The sequence below is a fragment of the Streptomyces peucetius genome, assembly GCF_025854275.1.
GTDB classification, from domain to species: domain Bacteria; phylum Actinomycetota; class Actinomycetes; order Streptomycetales; family Streptomycetaceae; genus Streptomyces; species Streptomyces peucetius_A.
Genome location: NZ_CP107567.1, coordinates 5983421 through 5999192, shown reverse-complemented (window position 1 = coordinate 5999192; position 15772 = coordinate 5983421). Strand labels below are relative to the sequence as shown.

The window sequence follows — 15772 nt, the reverse complement described above, 5'->3', positions numbered from 1 at the left end:
CCACCCGACGCCAAGTCCCCTCGCGGGCACGCGTGCTAGCGTCGCCGGTATGACCGGAGACAGAAAATCAGAGGCAACGCTGCTCGATCACCACATGCCGAAATGGCATTTCCGCGAGCATCATTGGGTGGCGGTGGAGGCACCGCGCGAGGAAGTCCTGCGAGCAGCCCGGGAGATCACCTGGCGCGAGGCGCCGGTGGCCCGTTTCCTGCTGGCGTTCACGCGCAACCGGCTGCGTCCGGACGGCCGGGTGCTCGACGACTTCGCCATGGGCGGTGACACCGTACTCGCCCTGGGTGACAACGAGTTCCTCTACGGCGGCATCGGCTCGCAGGCCGGCCCCGTGACCCCAGAGCAGCCGATGCACGAGGTGTTCCGGGACTATGCGGAGCCCGGCTGCACCAAGGTCGGTTTCAATATGCTCTACCACGACGGGAAATTGGCCACGGAGACCCGGATTCTCGCGACGGACGAGCGGACCCGGCGCAGCTTCGGCCGTTACTGGGCGGTGATCCGGGTGCCGAGCGGGGTCATCAGGATCGCCATTCTGGCCGCGATCAAGCGTCGGGTCGACGGCGGGCGCAAGAAGTCTGCGGGCCGCTCGGAGCAGCGGCCCGCAGACAGCCAGGGTCAGCCCTGAGCATCCCTGACGAGTTCGACGAACCGGCCTGCCGTCGAGTTGCGATAGAAGTCCTGCGTCGCAACCTTCGGCAGGCCTTGTTCGCGCATTTCCCGCAGTACCCGGATGACGAGCAGTGAATTGCCGCCGAGCTCGAAGAAATTGTCCTTCAGGGTGACGTCGGTGTTGAGGGCGTGTCCCCAGAGCCCGAGAATCTGCTCGGTCAGCCTGTCGGATTCACCGTCGATCGACGCCGCCGGCTCCTTCGTCCCGGCGCTCCCCGTCCCGGCCGTCGGACGCTCCCGGCCCGGCCTCGCCGCCTCGGGCGCCGGCAGTGCCGCCGTGTCCACCTTGCCGTTGATGGTCAGGGGGATCGAGGGGAGTTCGGTCACGGAGGCCGGGACCATGTACGCCGGGAGCACGCCCCGGGCGTGGGCCAGCACATCGGCGGTCGAGGCCGCCGCGCGCAGCGCCACGTAGGCGTCGATCCTGGCGGTCGCGGAGTCACCGGGGGTGTCGTGGTTCAGCACGGCCGCCGCGCCCGCGACGGCGGGGTGGCTGAGCAGCACGTTGCGGATCTCGTCCAGCTCGATGCGGTGGCCGCGCACCTTGACCTGGCTGTCGAGCCGGCCGAGGTGGTCGAGGCTCCCGTCGGGGCGCAGCCGCCCGCAGTCGCCGCTGCGGTAGATCCGGCCGCCGCCGTACGGGTCGGTGACGAAGCGGTCGGCGGTGAGTTCGGGCCGGCCGAGGTAGCGGTCGGCGACTCCGGCGCCGCCGACGCAGATCTCGCCGGGGACGCCGAGCGGCAGGAGCCTGCCACGGGGGTCGCGCACCGAGAGGGACCAGCCGGGCAGTGCGGGACCGACCTTGCGGCCGGCGGCGAGGACGTCGGCGGGGGTCACGGTGTGCGCCGTGACGTGGACCGTGGTCTCCGTGATGCCGAACATGTTCACCAGCCGGCACTCGGTGTGGGAGTGCCGGGCGAACCAGGGGGCGAGCATCCGCACGTCGAGCGGCTCGCCGCCGAAGACGACCAGGCGCAGCGAGAGCTCCGCGCGCCGCTGCCGGTCCGCCTCGACGATCTGGGCGAACGCGGACGGAGTCTGGTTCAGCACGGTGACGTGCTCGCGGACGAGCAGCTCGTGGAAGAGGTCGGTGTCCCGGGTCACCCAGTAGTCGACGACGACCAGGCGCCCGCCGGTGAGCAGGCAGCCCCAGATCTCCCAGACGGAGAAGTCGAAGGCGCTCGAGTGGAACAGCGTCCACACGTCGTCCCCGCTGAGCCCGAAGTCCTCGCGGGTCGCCTCCAGGAGGGCGGCGACGTTGCGGTGCGGCACGACGACGCCCTTGGGCCGCCCGGTCGACCCGGAGGTGTAGATGACGTAGGCGGTGGCCGAGCCGTCCTCCGCGAGCAGCGGAGCGCTGCCGCCGTCGCCGAGGGCCCGCAGTTCGCCGGGGGTGACGACCCGTACGCCCTCGATGTCGGGGAACGGCTCGTCGGCACCGCCGACGACGACGGACGCCCCGGCGTCCTCCACCGTGTAGCGCAGCCTCTCCTGCGGGTAGCGCAGGTCCATGGGCACATAGGCGCAGCCGGCCTTGAGGATGCCGAGCAGGGTGACCACCAGGTCGGCGTTGCGCTCCAGGGCGACGCCGACCAGGCTGCCCGGGGTCACGCCGAGGGCCGAGAGACCGGCCGCGGTCCGCTCGGACCGGGCGTCGAGCTCGGCGTAGGTGAGGCTGGTGTCGCCGGCCGTGAGGGCGATCGCGTCGGGGTGCTCGCGGGCGACGTCGGCGAAGAGTCCGTGCAGCGTCCGTCCGGCCGCTCGGGCACTGCCCACGGGAGGCGTGACGCCCAGCCGCAGCACCGACCGGGACTCGTCCTCCGTCATCAGTTCCACGGCGTCGAGGGCGCGGTCGGGGTCACCGGCCAACTGGCCCGCCACGTGGGCGACATGACCGGCGAAGCGCTCCGCGACGGCCGGGGACAGAGCGCCGAGGTCGTGGCGGAGCACGCCGGTGGCGCTGCCGTCCTCGTGCCGCAGGAAGTGGAGTTCCGCGGGTCCGGCCGGGGCGAGGGACGGCAGCCGCCGCTCCCCGGGTCTGGCCGTGTCGATGCGCAGGCCGACACCCGGCAGGGGCTCGGCCTCCGCCCCGTTCAGCGACGCCAGGAAGTCGCCGGTGCGCTGCGACTCGTCGAGAGGCCGACCCGTCCCGTAGCGGGCGAGGACCAGCAGGACCGCCCCGGTGAGCAGGGCGTCGTCGGCGCGTACGGTGCCGGGCAGCGGAACCGGCACGTCACCGGTGCGGCCCGACTGGGCCGGGTCGCCCAGGCCCCACTCCGGCGGCGTCGCGTCCTCGCCCGGCAGGGCCGCCGCGGGGCTCCGGCCGAAGGTGAAGCGGGGCTCGTCGAAGGTGAGTTCGTGCCGGGCCACCAGGACGAGGTCGGCGTCGCCGTCGGCGTAGCGCACGAGCACGGCGCGCAGCGGCGGCCCGTCGGCGTGCAGCGGCCGTTCGGCCTCCGCGGCGACCCGGTGCCGGGCGGCGGGGTGGCCGGCGTCGAAGGGCAGCGCCTCCTCCCACAGCCGGAGCCGGGCGGCCGTCCCGGGCCAGGAGCCGGTGGCCCCGGCACGCAGACGGCGCTGAAGTTCTGCGGCATCGACCGGGCCCGGCACCCGGACCACCAGGCTGTGGCAGGACCTGGCCTGACTTCTCGACATGGCGGGACTCCTGAAGCAGTGCGAGGTGTGTGGGGGTGGTCAGCGGGCGCTGAAACCGCCGTCGACGGTGAGCGTGGTCCCGGTGACCTGCCGGGAGTCGTCCCCGGCGAGCCAGACGGCCGCGCCCGCGATGTCCTGGGGCTCGATGAGGGAGTTCATCGGCTGGGACTGGACGAAGATCTCCTCGTGCTCGTCGACGTCGACTTCGAGGGAGCGCGCGATCTCGGCGAGCATCCGGCCCTCGTTGAGCGGGTCGTCGCGCACGGAACCGGGGCACAGCGCGTTGACCCGCACCCGGAACGGCGCGTAGTCGAGTGCGGCGGCCTTGGTCAGGCCGATCAGGCCGTGCTTGGCCGCGACATAGCCGGCGAAGTGGCGGTAGCCGACGAGCCCCGCCGTGGACGCCACGTTGATGACGCTGCCGGACCGCTGCTCCACCATGGACGGCACCACGGCCTTCATCATCCGCCAGGCACCGGTGAGGTCGATGCCGACCATCAGGTCCCACTCGTCCTCGGCGATCTCGTGCACGGCCTTGCCGGAGGGGGCGGCGATGCCGGCGTTGTTGAGCAGGACGTCCACGGTCGCGAACCGGTCCAGCGCCTGCCGGGCCGCCTCCTCGACGGCCTCGGGCCGCCGCACGTCGGCGGCGACGGTGACGACGGCGGCGCCGTGCGCCCGGCACAGCTTCGCCGTGTGCTCCAGCTGGGTCCCGGAGCCGAGCGGGTACGGGACCCCGGGCAGGTCACCGCCGACGTCGACGAGGACCAGGTCGGCGCCCTCCTCGGCGAAGCGCACCGCGCAGGCCCTGCCGAGGCCCCGGGCGGCGCCGGTGACGACGGCGGCCTTGCCCCGCAGCAGTGCGCGCGGTGCCCGGTCCCCGCCGGACGTCAGGGCGGCGGCCCCGTGGTGAGCGCCGGCTGCCGTCATGACGGCAGCGCCGCGGTGACCGCGTCGATGAGCGGCAGCGGTGAGTCGATGAGGTACATGTGGCCGCCGTCGGGCTCGACCAGGCGGAAGGCCCCGGTGGTGGCGTGCTGCCACTCCTCGGCCTGCTCCCGGGTGACGAGCTGGTCCCCGGTGGCGCGCAGCGATGTGACGGGGGTGCGCAGCGGTTCGTCGGAGACGGGCTTGTAGTTCTCGTGCATCTCCACGTCGGCCCGCAGGATCGGCAGCAGCAACTCCCGCATGTCCGGGTCGGCGAGGGCGTCGTGCTCGTAGCCGGCGAACTCCTGCACCCGGGCGAGGAACTCGCTGTCCGGCAGGCCGGTGGCCCGGCGGCTCCGGCCGGTCCAGGGCCCCGGGGAGCCGCTGACGAAGAGGTGGCTCAGCTCGACGGCGCCGTCGTGCTCCAGCCGGCGGGCGAGCTCGTAGGCGAGGACGGCGCCGAGGCTGTGCCCGAAGAGGGCCACCGGGGCGTCCCCGGCCAGGTCGGGGATCTGCGGGGCGAGCGCGTCGGCGGCCTCGATCACGTCCCGGAACGGATCGTCGATGAACCGCTCCTCGCGGCCCGGGAGCTGGAGGGGCACGATGCGCGGAGCGTGGTCGGGCAGTTGTTTCCAGGCGCGGTAGAAACCGGCGCCGCCTCCCGCGAAGGGGAGGCACACCAGTGCATGGGTCATGAGCGGCATCGCTTTCTGAAAGGGTGCTGCTTCCCTCGAGGCGGCGCGGTCGCCACGCTCGCAGCGGCGTCAGTGCCACGGTCACATCGGCGAGGCCGTCGGGCAACGGGCGTTGCACATAGCTGCCAACGCCCGTTGCCGGGCCGCCCGGAAGGGGTGGTTGCTCTTGCGGATGTCAGGCGGCGTCCATCGCGACGGCCAGCGACTTGGGCCGCATGTCGGTCCAGTTCTCGTTGATGTGGTCGAGGCAGGCCTGGCGGCTGTCCTCCCCGTACACCACGGTCCAGCCGGCCGGCACCTCGGCGAACACCGGCCAGAGCGAATGCTGGTTCTCCTCGTTGACGAGGACGAGGTAGCGGGCGTCGTCGTTCTCGAAGGGGTTCGTGGCCATGATTCAGTCCTTCACTGTGTGTCGGTCGAGGTGGGCGCGGGCCGTCCCGACGAAGTCGGACAGCCGGTCCACACCCCAGAACTTGTCGAATCCGCTGATGAAGAAGGGCACCCCGAACACTCCGTCGCGGTGCAGGGAGGCCAGGGCCGCGAGGCCGCGCTCGCGGATCCGCGGGTCCTCGTGCGCCCCGGCGAGCGCGTCGGGGTCGAGACCGAGGGTCTTGCCGATCCGTCCCATCGTCTCCGGATCGGAGATGTCGTCGCCGAGTTGCCACCGGGCGCGGTAGGTCTCGTCGATGAACTCCCGCCCGGCGCCGAGTTCCTCCGCCGCCAGATAGGCGAGGTGCGACACCTCCCAGCGCGGCGCCGGGTCCACGGGCCACACCATTTCGAGGCCGCGGGCCCGGGCGAGCCTGCGGACGTCCTGAAGGATGTAGAGGTGCTTCTCCTTGGACATCGCCACGTACGGCAGCGTGATGTCGTTGCGTTCGAGGTGGTCCCGGGCGGACTCGTCCGGCTCCCAGAAGGGCAGCCACTCGATCCGCTCCGCCACGTCCGGGTGGCTGCCGGTCAGGTCCCGGTAGGCCATCCAGGAGTACGGGCTGCGGAAGGAGAAGTACCAGCGTGGTCCGCGTCGTGCCATCACCGCCTCCAAGGGGGTTCGCGGGTGGTTCAGATGGTGATGCCGCCGTCGATCTGGAGCACGGCTCCGGTGATGTAGGCGGCGCGGTCGGAGACGAGGTAGGCGACGAGGTCGGCCACCTCTTCCGCCGTGCCCATGCGGCGCAGCGGGATCGAGGAGAGCGCCTCTTTGCGGGCCTTGTCGTTCATCGCGGCGACCATGTCGGTCTCGATGAAGCCGGGGGCGACCGCGTTGACCCGGATGCCGGACCGGCCGGTCTCCTTGGCCAGGGCGCGGGAGAAGCCGATGATCCCGGCCTTGGATGCGGAGTAGTTGGTCTGGGTGCCGTGCCCGTACACGCCGGCGACGGAGGAGATGTTGACGATCGCTCCGGTGCGGCGCTTCATCATGCCGAAGACGACGGACCGGCAGACGTGGTAGACGCCGTCCAGGTTGGTGTCGATGACCTGCCGCCACTGCTCGTCCTCCATGAGGACCAGCGGGTTGTCGCGGGTGATGCCGGCGGCGGTGACGGCCGCGTCGATCTGCCCGAACTCCTCCTCGGTGGCGGTGATCCAGGCGCGTACGGACTCGGCGTCGGCGACGTCGACCCGGCTTCCCGTCACGCGCACACCGCGGTCGGCGGTCTCCTTCTCCAGCGTGCGGGCGGCCTCGTCGTCCGAGCGGTAGCAGAAGGCGACGTCGAATCCGTCGCGGGCCAGCGCGTGGACCGTGGCGCGGCCGATGCCGCGTGAGCCGCCGGTGACGAGGGCCACCCGGTTCGTGGTGTCTGGCATGAGGTTTCTCCGTGAGTGTGCGGGGTCAGGTGGCCTGGGCGGTGGGGCGCAGCGCCTCGGCCGGGCGGAAGGCCATGACGATCCGGCCGACGGTCATCACCGTTTCGCCGGCGGAGCGGCTCTCGCCCTCGAACAGAACGGTGTCGTCGACCCGGCGGTCGAGCCTGACGCGGTGCTCCAGGACCTCGCCGGGCAGCACGGGCCGGAGGAACTCGACACCGGTCATGGACCCGAAGAGCATCACCTGCCCGTCGAGGACGTCCGGATTGGGGCCGTCCCAGGTGGCGAGGACCCCCGCCGACTGGCACCACGACTCCACCAGCAGCGACCTCGGGTAGGCGAAGTCCTCCTCGGGGGTGTCCGGGCCGAGCTTCTCGTACCAGGGCTCGTTGCAGGTGACCGCCTTGAGGGCGGTCAGCCGCTCGCCGGGTACGACGTCGACGACCCGGTCGACGAGCAGCATCGGGAAGCGGTGCGGCAGCCGTGCCCGGATGTCGCGCTGGCCGGTCATGCGGCGACCTCCGGGGCCGTGGCACGCGGGCGGTAGCGCAGCCGTACCGTCGCGGCGTCACCGCGGCGGGTGGCGAGCCTGGCCCGGCACTGCCAGTCACCGGCCGCGGTCTGCTTCCAGCCCATGGCGATCTCCAGCCGGTCGCCGGGGAAGACCGGCCCGGTGAACCGGGTGGACTCCACGGCCGCCAGCTCGCCGTCCTTCGCACCGTCGGGAGCGGTGGCGAGAGCGGCGAGATGGGTGCACTCCACCAGGCAGACCCCGGGGAAGATCGGGAAGCCCGGGTAGTGGCCGGGCAGCACCCTCTCGCCGTCCTCGACGGTGAAGCGGGCGGCGGTGTGCGACTCGTCCTCGGCCGGCAGCACCTCGACCAGTCCCGCGAGCGGGCTCGCGGCGGGCATCAGGCGGCCCGCTGTGCCGCGTCGAGTTTGCCGAGCAGCAGGTCGTAGGCGCTCTGCAGGGTGACGATCTGCTTGAGCTCGGACTCGGGCAGCTTGATGCCGTACTTCTTCTCCAGTACGACGACGATCTCCAGGGCCATGAGCGAGTCGACCTCGAGGTCGTCGACGAACTTGGCGTCGTCGGTGATCTCGGACTCGTCGACGTCCAGCACCTGCGCCACGACGGCGCGCAGTTCTTCCTTGTCCAGCACGGTTGGCGTTCCTCTCATCAGCTGGTGGGTGGGGCGGAGCTCAGCGCAGGCCGAGCAGGGCGCAGCCGACGGTGCCGGTGCGGTCCACGGAGGTGATCACGCCGATCCGGCCGGCCGCCGCCTCGGGCCGGTCGGCGGCGTACGACAGCAGTGCCGCTGCCTGGAAGGCCGCGGCGGCGGCCCCGGTGTCGCCGATCAGCCCGGTGGGCGTGAGGTCGGCGTGGTCGACGCCGCCGAAGACCTCGGCCACGGCGTCGGCCTCCCCGCAGCCCTCGCGTCCGGGTGCGCCGGAGCGGGCGACCGCCACGACCTGGTCCGCCTCGACGCCCGCCCGGCGCAGCGCGGAGCGCAGGCAGGACACCAGAGCGGGACGGGTGTCGCCGCCCTGGACGACGCCGAGTTCGACGGCGACGAGCTCGGCGAGGACCGGCTGGGTGGTGTCGTCCGGGTTCTGCGGTTCGACCAGGAGCATGGCGCAGCCCTCGCCGAGCGGGGCGCCCGTGGCGCCTTCGCCCTCCTCACCGGCCCGGCGCTCCAGCCAGGCGCGAGCCTGCGAGAACTCCTCGGCCGCGCCGCACAGGACGGTACGGGCGCGGCCGGCGGTGAGCAGCCTGCGCGAGTAGTTGAGCGCGTGCAGACCGGCGGTGCGGCCGCCCGCGATGGTGGCGTTGGGGCCCTTGAGCTGGTACCAGATGGCGCTCTGGCCGGCGGCGCAGTTCATCACGGTGTTGGGGAAGCGCGCCGGGTCGACGAAGAAGGGCTGTTCGCCGGTGAGGGAGTCCCTGGTGAAGTCCATCATGGACTGGGCGCTGCCGGTGGTGGTGCCGAGCGCGAAGGCGGCGCCCTCGCCGGTGCCGACCGCGCGGTTGCGGTCGCCGTCGTCGAGGAGGGCGCCGACGGCGGTGACGGCCAGGCCGGTGACCCGGTCCATGGAGCGGGTGCCCTTCTTGCCGAGCACCTTGCGGATGTCGAAGCCGGGCACCACGCAGCCGGTGCCGTCGGGGGTCTCGCCGTGCTCGGTGCCGAGTTCCGCCACGGTCCGGCGCCGTTCGCGCAGGCCCTCGGTGAACGCGGCCCTGCCGATGCCGTACGACGACACGGCCGACCATGCGGTGATCACCGGGCGTCCGGCGCCGGTGGTGAGTGTGGACATGTCCGTCGTATTCCTTCCGCTCATCGAGCTCGTCGAGCTCGCGAAGTCACAGCAGCCCGCACGCCGTCGGTGCGGCGGTTCGTGCGGCGGTCACAAGAAACAGACCATCCGGTAGTCGGTCCAGCGGGCGGCGGTCTCGTCCTCCCGCGCGATGTGGATGCCGGCCAGCAGACGACCGGGTGAGCCGGCCGCGCCGAGTGCGGCGAGCCCCGGCTCCTCCGCCCAGACGCCCACTCCCGCGTCGAGGAGGGTGCGCAGCCCCTGTCGGGGGTCGCTGAGCGTGTCCACCGTGCGGTTGCCGATGCGCAGCGGCGGTACGGGCGGCGCGTCCAGGGCGTAGGTCACGGCCTGGCCGCGCAGCAGGATGTCGAGACCGCCGAGCTGCCGGTGCAGTTCGGTGGCGAGGTAGAGCTCGTCGAAGAACTGCTTCTCCAGCGCGCCCCGGAAGCCGTGCTCCACGATGGCGAGCACCCGTCCGTCGGGGTGTTCCTGAAAGGCCATCAGATCACTCCGACGAGAATGGTCTTGCCGGCGGCGGCCACATTGGCGGCGTATCCGGCGGGCGGACGCAGCACCACCTGGGGCAGATGCTCCGCGGCGCCCCGGTCGTCGCTGCAGAACCGGCAGCCGTACCAGTACAGCCGGCCGGGGAATGCGGTGAGCAGCTCCTCGGCCAGTGCCGCCGTGGACGGGTAGTCGCGGTTCCAGTCGGCGAGGTTGCGCGGCTTGTCCGGGCCCAGCGCGCGCTGGGTGAGCAGCGTGGCGTAGCCGCAGGTCCACACCTGCACACTGGCCCCCCGCTCCAGCAGTGCCTGGGTCAGCCGCAGTGCGCTGGTGACCTGGTCGCTGCCGTGCGGGGCACCCATGAGGGTGATCAGCACATCGGTCTCGGGAATCCTCCTGGCCACTTAGTGCCACACCACCCGGACGGCGGGGTCGAGGAGCCAGCCCGCCACTTCGTCCATGCCGACGACCCGCAGCTCGGGTCTGAGCAGATCCGTGTCGAGTCCCCGCTGGGCGAGCGAGAACCCGTCGGCGGCGAGCACCCCGCCGCCCTTCTGGAACCGGTCCAGGTCCTCGTCGCTGCCGGGCACCGCCAGCAGGACACCGTCCTGCACCAGGAAGAGCAGCACGGAGCTCCCCGTGAGCACCTGGGTGACGGCGTCGCGCCGGAAACCGGTGTCCTGCGCGACGCGTCCCTGGCTCTCGATGAGCAGCAGCCGGGGCGGGCCGCCGCTCTCCCAGATCTCCGTCACGCCTGCGGCGCCTTGCCGTTGATCGCGTCGATCACCCGCTGGTCGAAGTTGACCAGGCTCCAGTCGCGGCGGTTCTCGATGACGGCGTAGCCGTGCACGATGCGGCCGGTGGCGGTCTTGACCAGCTTGCCGTCGCGCAGGACGTAGAAGTCCATGCGGGAGGTGTAGGTGAAGTCCTTGAAGACCTCCTCGACGGTGTAGACCGTGTAGAGGTCCTCCTCCATCAGCGCCTCGTCGAGGATGCGGATGTCGGAGCGGGGCACGACCGGGATCCAGCGGCGGTCGTCGAGCAGGGTCTTGATGGAGATGCCGCGGTCGGCGACGAAGCGGTCCTTGCCCTCCTCCATCAGCCGCAGGTAGCCGGACATCTGGATGCGCTCGGTGAAGTGGCAGTACGGGTACGGGATGTTCCACTTCCAGGCGTACGCGTTCTGGCCGGCGGTGAGCGAGGCGAGGATCTCCTCCTCGGCCGGGGCGGTGGCGCCCGCCTCGCGCTCCAGGTCGTCGCCGAGGGTCGCGACGGCGAACCGCGTGAGCGGGGCGGGGACTTCACCGGCCGCCTCGAGGTAGGTGTCGATGCGCAGCGAGACGCGGACCTTGGAGGTCACGGCCTTGTGGATCTCACCGCCGCGCTCGAACTGGATGGTGACCTTGAAGCCGATCGTGGAGTCGTCCTCCTTCGTCCACGGCACGACCTCGGCGTCGGCGATGTCGTCCATGTGGAAGGCGTGCAGGATCCGGCTGTCGATGGAGACGATGTCGAGGCCGAGACCGTGCTCCTCGTAGAGCGCGCGGGCGGGCAGTCCGGCCTGCCGGAAGTGGTCCAGTACGGCTTCCTCGACGAGGTAGTTGACGTGCTTGAAGCCGATCCAGGTGCAGATGTTGGAGCCCTCGTAGCGGGGGCGCACCTGCGTGGTCGTGGTGGTGTCGAGGAGCGCCTTGACGGCGGTGTCGGTGACGAGGGTCATCGCTGGGGCTCCAGAGCGTTGAGGGGGGCGGTCCCGCGCTGGGGGGTGACGCCCATGGTCGGGTTGACGAAGTCCTGTACCGCGGCGGCGAATTCCTCTGCCGCCTCGAGCATCGGGAAGTGCCCGCAGCCGGGCAGGACGCGGGAGACCGCGTCGGGGAGCGCGCCGGCGAGCGCCACGCTCTCGTCCGGGCGGGCGGCGAAGTCCCTCTCGCCGCCCAGGACCAGGGTGGGGACGGTGATGCGGCCGGTCTGCAGGGTCGGCGTGCGCAGATAGAGGTCGAAGAACCGGAACCAGCCGTAGGGCCCGACCCGGTCGCGCACCCGCCGGCCCATGGCCCCCTGCAGGTCGGCGGGGAACCGGCCGTCCGAGTGGACCCGGATCCCCTCCTCCATGATCAGATGGAAGTCGTTGAGGTAGTAGCTGATGGTGTTCCAGTCGAACTCGTCGGCCGACCCGCGGTAGAACGGCGAGACGAGGACGAGGGCGCGGATGCCGAACTGACGCAGCGCGTCGACGCCGCCCCGGTTCTTCTGGTCGAGCAGGTCCAGCAGCACGTTCGCCGCCATGGAGTGCGCCACGACCACCGTCGGCCCGCCCGGCACCGCCTCCAGGGCCTTGGCCAGCCAGCCTCTGAGGTTGGGCTGCTCGCCCCACTCGGCGATGGTCTCCGTGCGCCACGGCAGACGCGCGGTCCACAGCTCGTAGTCGCCCTGGAGCAGCGGCAGCGTGCGCGCCCAGACGCTGTCGTTGGCGGCGAGGCCGTGCAGCAGCAGCACCCGGGGGCCGGAGCCCTCGGTGCACTGCTGCACGGACACGGGCCGGAGGTCGACATGGGTGGTCATCACGCCGCCTCGGGGGCCATCAGCAGCAGGTCGGCGCTCGCGTCGTCGGCGGCGGTGCCGGCGACGGCGTGGACCGGGCCGCGCTCTCCCGCGTCGAACCAGCCGACGGCGGCGGCGCACTGGAGGACTCCGTGCGCGCCCGAGGCGCGCCCGAGGTGCTCCGGCAGCTCCCAGCGGCGCCCGCGGGCGGGACCGGGGGCGCCCGCGCTCCTGGTGTACGGGCCGAGGACCGCGCGTACGGTCGCCGAGCGCTGTTCGGCGGCCTGCCGGGACTCGAGCACGAGTGCCGCGCCGCCGTCCAGGGCCCGGGCGCCGCCGAGGAGCCTGCGCACCACGTCGTTGTCCGGTTCGACACCGAGCACGAGGACGCGTTCGGCCCGTCCCGCGGCGATCATCGTGGTCGCCCAGTGGACGGCGTCCAGACCGGACGTCTCGCCGTTGCAGACCATCAGGTTGGGGCCGCGCAGACCGTAGCGGATGGCCGCGGACGAGGCGATGACGTTGCTGGACGCGTTGGGGAGGTCCATCGGGCTGGTCGCGGTGACGGTCTCCTCCCGGATGGTGTCCAGCGCCCGGGCCACGGTGTCGAGGTTGCCGAAGTTGGAGCTGGCGACCACGCCCACGCTCGCGGGGGCGCAGGTGAGCCCGTCGTCGCCGAGCAGACCGGCGTCCTTCAGGGCCGCCGCGGTCAGGCAGTAGCCGAGCTGGGTGGCCCGGTCCTTGTATCGCAGCCCCTTGCGGCCGACGTGCTCCGCCGGCTCGACGGGGGCGCCGCCCGCGGCCGGGCCGTCGGCGAGGGCCCGTACGGTGACGGCGCCGGGCAGCAGCACGGCGGCGCCGGAGACCACCACGGTGGTGTCGGTGCTCTGCGTGGTCATCGGGGGCCCTCCACTATGGCGACGGCGTTGATGCCGCCGAATCCGAAGGCGTTGAGCTGCGCCACGTTCAGCTGCCGGGAGCCGGCCGCTTCCCCGGTGACGAAGCGGAAGGGCGCGGCCTCCTCGACCGGCTCCTCGAGGCCCACGGTCGGCGGCACCCGCCCCTCGTTCAGGGCGCGGACGCCCACGATCAGGTTGATCAGACCGGACGCCCCCGAGGTGTGCCCGGTCATGGACTTCACCGCGGTCATCAGGGGTCCGGATGCGCAGTCGCCGAGTACGTCGGCGAGCGCGGCGGCCTCCGCCTCGTCGTTGAGGAGGGTGCCGGTGCCGTGCAGCATCACCAGGTCGACGTCGGACGGCTTGACGCCGGCGAGCCGGTGGGCGGAGCGCATGGCTTCCGCGATGCCCTCGGGGGAGGGCGCGGTGACGTGGTAGGCGTCGCAGTTGACGGCGACGCCGCGCAGCCTGCCGTGCACCTGGGGTGCGCCGTGCTCGGTGCGGCGCAGCACGATCGCCGCGGCGCCGTCGCCCATCAGCACACCGGTGCGGTTGCGGTCGAAGGGCCGCACCCGGTCCGGCGGCTGCGGGTGCACGCGCTCGAGCAGCCCGTACATGGACTCCGTCAGCACGTCGACGCCCGCGACGATCACGGTGTCGGGTGCGTCGTCGCCCTCCTGGTTCAGCAGGTCGGAGCCGAGGGCCAGGGCGTACAGCGAGGCGGAGCAGGCGTTGGAGAAGGTGTGGGTGACATCGGCGTTGAAGCGCTCGCGCAGTCCGGTGCCGAAGTGCAGTCCGGAGTCCGCGAACGGCGAGCCGTCGCGCCACCACAGTTCGAGGGAGCGCAGCTCCCGCAGGCCGGTGCCGACCAGCACGGGGATGCCGCTGAGGTCCTCGCCGAGGCCCGCGTCGGCAGCGGCCTGGCCGACGGCGTCGAGCAGCAGCTCCGTCGCCCGGCCGGGTACGTCCTGGCCGGCGACCGGCCGGTTGTCGACCTCGTACGCGTGCTGGGCCCGGAACCGGGTGCGGTCGAACCCGCGGAGCTCGGCCCGGCCGCTGCGGCCCTGGCACAGGCTCTCGAAGAGTTCGTCGACCCCGGAGCCGGTGGCGGCGACGGCGCCCATCCCGATGATGGGGCGGATCGTCATGACGCCTCCTTGATCGCGTCGTACCGGCCGAGGAGGACCGCCGCGTTGTTGCCGCCGAACGCGAGACCGTTGTTCTGCACGATCCTCAGGTCGGCCTCGACCGCCTCGTTCGGGACACAGTCGACGTCGCACTCGGGGTCGGTGGTGACATGGTTGATGGTGGGCGGGATGAATCGGTTCTGGATGGCGAGGGCGCAGCCGATGGCCCCCAGGGCGCTGGCGGCGCCCATGGAGTGCCCGAGCATCGACTTCATGGAGACGGTGCGGGGAGGCGCGTCTCCGAAGACCTGGCGGATGGCGCCCGCCTCCGTGATGTCGTTGGCCTTGGTGCCGGTGCCGTGCGCGGAGATGAGGTCCACCTCGTGCGGTTTGACGCCGGCGTTGTCGAGGGCCAGCCGCATCAGTTCGGCGACGCTGTCCCGGTCGGGCGCCACCTGGTGGTGTGCGTCGCAGTTGAGGCCGTAGCCCAGCACCTCGGCGTAGATGGTGGCGCCGCGCTCCAGGGCGGAGTCGAGACGCTCCAGTACGAGGACGCCGGCGCCCTCGCCGGTGAGGATGCCCTTGCGGTCCACGTCGAAGGGCTGGCAGCGGTCGGGGGCGATGGTGCCGAGCCGGTAGAAACCGGTGAAGGTCTTGCGGCACATCGCGTCCGCTCCGCCGCAGAAGGCGAACTCGGCCTCGCCCGAGCTGACGGCGTCGAAGCCGTAGCCGATGGCGTAGTTGCCGGCCGAGCAGGCCGTTGGAATGGTGAGCGCCTCCACGTCGGTGAGACCGAGCTCCTGGGCGATGGCCACCGAGAGCCGGCCGGCCGGCACCCGCCGTGCGGCCAGGGGGTCGAACATGCCGGTGCCGTCGGCCAGTTCGCTCTCGACCAGCTGGTCGAGGTCGTAACTCTCGCCGTCGGTGGTGCCGATGGAGATCAGTCCACGACGGCCGCGCAGCACCGTCAGGTCGAGACCGGAGTCCTCCAGGGCCATCCGGGCGGCCGCCGCCGAGAACTGCGCGGCCCGGCCGAGCTGTTCCACGTCGAGCGTGCTGATCCAGTCGCGCGGGTCGAAATCGGTGATCTCGCACCCGTTCGCGTGGGCGAAGCCCTCGGTGTCGAACACCGTGATGGGCCGTGCCCCGCTGCGCCCTTCCCTGAGCCCCCGGAGGAACTCCTTCGCCCCCAGCCCGATGCTGGAGACCACACCGAGTCCGGTGAGGACGACCCGGTGCCGTTCCGGCCCGGCCTGGCCGGTGCCGCGCACTGCCGTCATGCCAACCTCCCAATCCACCGCGGTCGGACCGACTACCAGCCGGCCGGCTCCGAGACGACCTCGTAGACGCCCTTGAGGTTCACCATGCGCGGCAGCTCGCTCTGGTTGATGACGACCTTGAACTCCTTCTCGAGCGCGGCCAGAATTTCGATGGCGCGCAGGGAATCGGCGTTGTGGTCCTCCTTGAAAAGGCTGACCTCAGTTACCTCGTCCTCTTCGATCTCGAGAATGTCGCAGACGATTTCCTTGATGGTGACGAGACGGTCGTCGCGCGTTGCAGTGGACACGCCTTTACCCCTTTTCTGATGTGCCGCTCCATCGGTTCGCGGCAG

General features: G+C 71.8%; 20 protein-coding genes. 1 reads left to right on the top strand and 19 read right to left on the bottom strand.

Annotation, left to right across the window (positions count from 1 at the left end; all coding sequences use genetic code 11):
- Positions 1 to 49: 49 nt before the first annotated feature.
- Entirely contained in the window at positions 50 to 640 is a 591-nt protein-coding gene (locus OGH68_RS27500; protein WP_264247694.1) for a hypothetical protein, read from the top strand.
- Here OGH68_RS27500 and OGH68_RS27495 read toward each other — a convergent pair.
- The 19 genes from OGH68_RS27495 to OGH68_RS27405 form a co-directional block, all read right to left on the bottom strand.
- Complete coding sequence (locus OGH68_RS27495; RefSeq protein WP_264247693.1) at positions 631 to 3339, bottom strand: amino acid adenylation domain-containing protein; 2709 nt, start codon at positions 3337 to 3339, stop codon at positions 631 to 633. The two genes, OGH68_RS27500 and OGH68_RS27495, sit on opposite strands and share 10 nt — an antisense overlap.
- 39 nt (positions 3340 to 3378) lie before the next feature.
- A complete protein-coding gene (locus OGH68_RS27490) occupies positions 3379 to 4269 on the bottom strand; it encodes an SDR family oxidoreductase (protein ID WP_264247692.1) in 891 nt (296 codons plus the stop codon).
- Positions 4266 to 4961: a thioesterase II family protein gene (locus OGH68_RS27485; RefSeq protein ID WP_264247691.1), complete on the bottom strand. Its 696-nt coding sequence runs from the start codon at positions 4959 to 4961 to the stop codon at positions 4266 to 4268. Before OGH68_RS27485 ends, OGH68_RS27490 begins: the two co-directional genes overlap by 4 nt.
- Positions 4962 to 5136: 175 nt before the next feature.
- Complete coding sequence (locus OGH68_RS27480; protein WP_264247690.1) at positions 5137 to 5352, bottom strand: MbtH family protein; 216 nt, start codon at positions 5350 to 5352, stop codon at positions 5137 to 5139.
- Between the two features lie 3 nt (positions 5353 to 5355).
- Complete coding sequence (locus OGH68_RS27475; protein WP_264247689.1) at positions 5356 to 5994, bottom strand: 2-hydroxychromene-2-carboxylate isomerase; 639 nt, start codon at positions 5992 to 5994, stop codon at positions 5356 to 5358.
- 29 nt (positions 5995 to 6023) lie between these two features.
- Positions 6024 to 6770: a 3-oxoacyl-[acyl-carrier-protein] reductase gene (gene fabG / locus OGH68_RS27470; protein WP_264247687.1), complete on the bottom strand. Its 747-nt coding sequence runs from the start codon at positions 6768 to 6770 to the stop codon at positions 6024 to 6026.
- 25 nt (positions 6771 to 6795) lie between these two features.
- Positions 6796 to 7281 (bottom strand): 3-hydroxyacyl-ACP dehydratase FabZ family protein, encoded by a 486-nt coding sequence (locus OGH68_RS27465; RefSeq protein ID WP_264247686.1) that lies wholly within the window; start codon positions 7279 to 7281, stop codon positions 6796 to 6798.
- Positions 7278 to 7682, bottom strand: coding sequence for a 3-hydroxyacyl-ACP dehydratase FabZ family protein (locus OGH68_RS27460; RefSeq protein WP_264247685.1), 405 nt, complete (start codon positions 7680 to 7682; stop codon positions 7278 to 7280). The genes OGH68_RS27465 and OGH68_RS27460 overlap by 4 nt, the downstream gene beginning before the upstream one ends.
- Positions 7682 to 7951, bottom strand: coding sequence for an acyl carrier protein (locus OGH68_RS27455; protein WP_264247684.1), 270 nt, complete (start codon positions 7949 to 7951; stop codon positions 7682 to 7684). Before OGH68_RS27455 ends, OGH68_RS27460 begins: the two co-directional genes overlap by 1 nt.
- Positions 7952 to 7973: 22 nt before the next feature.
- Complete coding sequence (locus OGH68_RS27450; protein WP_264247683.1) at positions 7974 to 9086, bottom strand: beta-ketoacyl synthase N-terminal-like domain-containing protein; 1113 nt, start codon at positions 9084 to 9086, stop codon at positions 7974 to 7976.
- A 90-nt stretch (positions 9087 to 9176) separates the two neighbouring features.
- Positions 9177 to 9587, bottom strand: a complete 411-nt coding sequence (locus OGH68_RS27445) for a hypothetical protein (RefSeq protein WP_264247682.1) — start codon at positions 9585 to 9587, stop codon at positions 9177 to 9179.
- Complete coding sequence (locus OGH68_RS27440) at positions 9587 to 9994, bottom strand: hypothetical protein (RefSeq protein WP_264247681.1); 408 nt, start codon at positions 9992 to 9994, stop codon at positions 9587 to 9589. The genes OGH68_RS27445 and OGH68_RS27440 overlap by 1 nt, the downstream gene beginning before the upstream one ends.
- A complete protein-coding gene (locus OGH68_RS27435; RefSeq protein WP_264247680.1) occupies positions 9995 to 10342 on the bottom strand; it encodes a DsrE family protein in 348 nt (115 codons plus the stop codon).
- Positions 10339 to 11310 carry a thioesterase family protein gene (locus OGH68_RS27430; protein ID WP_264247679.1) on the bottom strand — a complete coding sequence of 324 codons (972 nt, stop codon included), beginning with the start codon at positions 11308 to 11310 and terminating at the stop codon, positions 10339 to 10341. The genes OGH68_RS27435 and OGH68_RS27430 overlap by 4 nt, the downstream gene beginning before the upstream one ends.
- Positions 11307 to 12155 carry an alpha/beta fold hydrolase gene (locus OGH68_RS27425; protein ID WP_264247678.1) on the bottom strand — a complete coding sequence of 283 codons (849 nt, stop codon included), beginning with the start codon at positions 12153 to 12155 and terminating at the stop codon, positions 11307 to 11309. The genes OGH68_RS27430 and OGH68_RS27425 overlap by 4 nt, the downstream gene beginning before the upstream one ends.
- Positions 12155 to 13033, bottom strand: a complete 879-nt coding sequence (locus OGH68_RS27420; RefSeq protein ID WP_264247677.1) for a beta-ketoacyl synthase N-terminal-like domain-containing protein — start codon at positions 13031 to 13033, stop codon at positions 12155 to 12157. Before OGH68_RS27420 ends, OGH68_RS27425 begins: the two co-directional genes overlap by 1 nt.
- Positions 13030 to 14181 carry a beta-ketoacyl-[acyl-carrier-protein] synthase family protein gene (locus OGH68_RS27415; protein WP_264247676.1) on the bottom strand — a complete coding sequence of 384 codons (1152 nt, stop codon included), beginning with the start codon at positions 14179 to 14181 and terminating at the stop codon, positions 13030 to 13032. The genes OGH68_RS27420 and OGH68_RS27415 overlap by 4 nt, the downstream gene beginning before the upstream one ends.
- The gene (locus OGH68_RS27410; RefSeq protein WP_264247675.1) at positions 14178 to 15440 is read right to left on the bottom strand and encodes a beta-ketoacyl-[acyl-carrier-protein] synthase family protein; all 1263 of its coding nucleotides are present in this window, start codon (positions 15438 to 15440) and stop codon (positions 14178 to 14180) included. Before OGH68_RS27410 ends, OGH68_RS27415 begins: the two co-directional genes overlap by 4 nt.
- 32 nt (positions 15441 to 15472) lie before the next feature.
- Positions 15473 to 15727: an acyl carrier protein gene (locus OGH68_RS27405; RefSeq protein ID WP_264247674.1), complete on the bottom strand. Its 255-nt coding sequence runs from the start codon at positions 15725 to 15727 to the stop codon at positions 15473 to 15475.
- Positions 15728 to 15772 lie beyond the last annotated feature (45 nt).

What these genes read in the sequence shown, in the direction of transcription:
- OGH68_RS27500 (WP_264247694.1), top strand. Translation starts at nt 50, where the DNA reads ATGACCGGAGACAGAAAATCAGAGGCAACGCTGCTCGATCACCACATG.
- OGH68_RS27495 (WP_264247693.1), bottom strand. Translation starts at nt 3,339, where the DNA reads ATGTCGAGAAGTCAGGCCAGGTCCTGCCACAGCCTGGTGGTCCGGGTG.
- OGH68_RS27490 (WP_264247692.1), bottom strand. Translation starts at nt 4,269, where the DNA reads ATGACGGCAGCCGGCGCTCACCACGGGGCCGCCGCCCTGACGTCCGGC.
- OGH68_RS27485 (WP_264247691.1), bottom strand. Translation starts at nt 4,961, where the DNA reads ATGACCCATGCACTGGTGTGCCTCCCCTTCGCGGGAGGCGGCGCCGGT.
- OGH68_RS27480 (WP_264247690.1), bottom strand. Translation starts at nt 5,352, where the DNA reads ATGGCCACGAACCCCTTCGAGAACGACGACGCCCGCTACCTCGTCCTC.
- OGH68_RS27475 (WP_264247689.1), bottom strand. Translation starts at nt 5,994, where the DNA reads ATGGCACGACGCGGACCACGCTGGTACTTCTCCTTCCGCAGCCCGTAC.
- fabG (WP_264247687.1), bottom strand. Translation starts at nt 6,770, where the DNA reads ATGCCAGACACCACGAACCGGGTGGCCCTCGTCACCGGCGGCTCACGC.
- OGH68_RS27465 (WP_264247686.1), bottom strand. Translation starts at nt 7,281, where the DNA reads ATGACCGGCCAGCGCGACATCCGGGCACGGCTGCCGCACCGCTTCCCG.
- OGH68_RS27460 (WP_264247685.1), bottom strand. Translation starts at nt 7,682, where the DNA reads ATGCCCGCCGCGAGCCCGCTCGCGGGACTGGTCGAGGTGCTGCCGGCC.
- OGH68_RS27455 (WP_264247684.1), bottom strand. Translation starts at nt 7,951, where the DNA reads ATGAGAGGAACGCCAACCGTGCTGGACAAGGAAGAACTGCGCGCCGTC.
- OGH68_RS27450 (WP_264247683.1), bottom strand. Translation starts at nt 9,086, where the DNA reads ATGTCCACACTCACCACCGGCGCCGGACGCCCGGTGATCACCGCATGG.
- OGH68_RS27445 (WP_264247682.1), bottom strand. Translation starts at nt 9,587, where the DNA reads ATGGCCTTTCAGGAACACCCCGACGGACGGGTGCTCGCCATCGTGGAG.
- OGH68_RS27430 (WP_264247679.1), bottom strand. Translation starts at nt 11,310, where the DNA reads ATGACCCTCGTCACCGACACCGCCGTCAAGGCGCTCCTCGACACCACC.
- OGH68_RS27425 (WP_264247678.1), bottom strand. Translation starts at nt 12,155, where the DNA reads ATGACCACCCATGTCGACCTCCGGCCCGTGTCCGTGCAGCAGTGCACC.
- OGH68_RS27420 (WP_264247677.1), bottom strand. Translation starts at nt 13,033, where the DNA reads ATGACCACGCAGAGCACCGACACCACCGTGGTGGTCTCCGGCGCCGCC.
- OGH68_RS27415 (WP_264247676.1), bottom strand. Translation starts at nt 14,181, where the DNA reads ATGACGATCCGCCCCATCATCGGGATGGGCGCCGTCGCCGCCACCGGC.
- OGH68_RS27410 (WP_264247675.1), bottom strand. Translation starts at nt 15,440, where the DNA reads ATGACGGCAGTGCGCGGCACCGGCCAGGCCGGGCCGGAACGGCACCGG.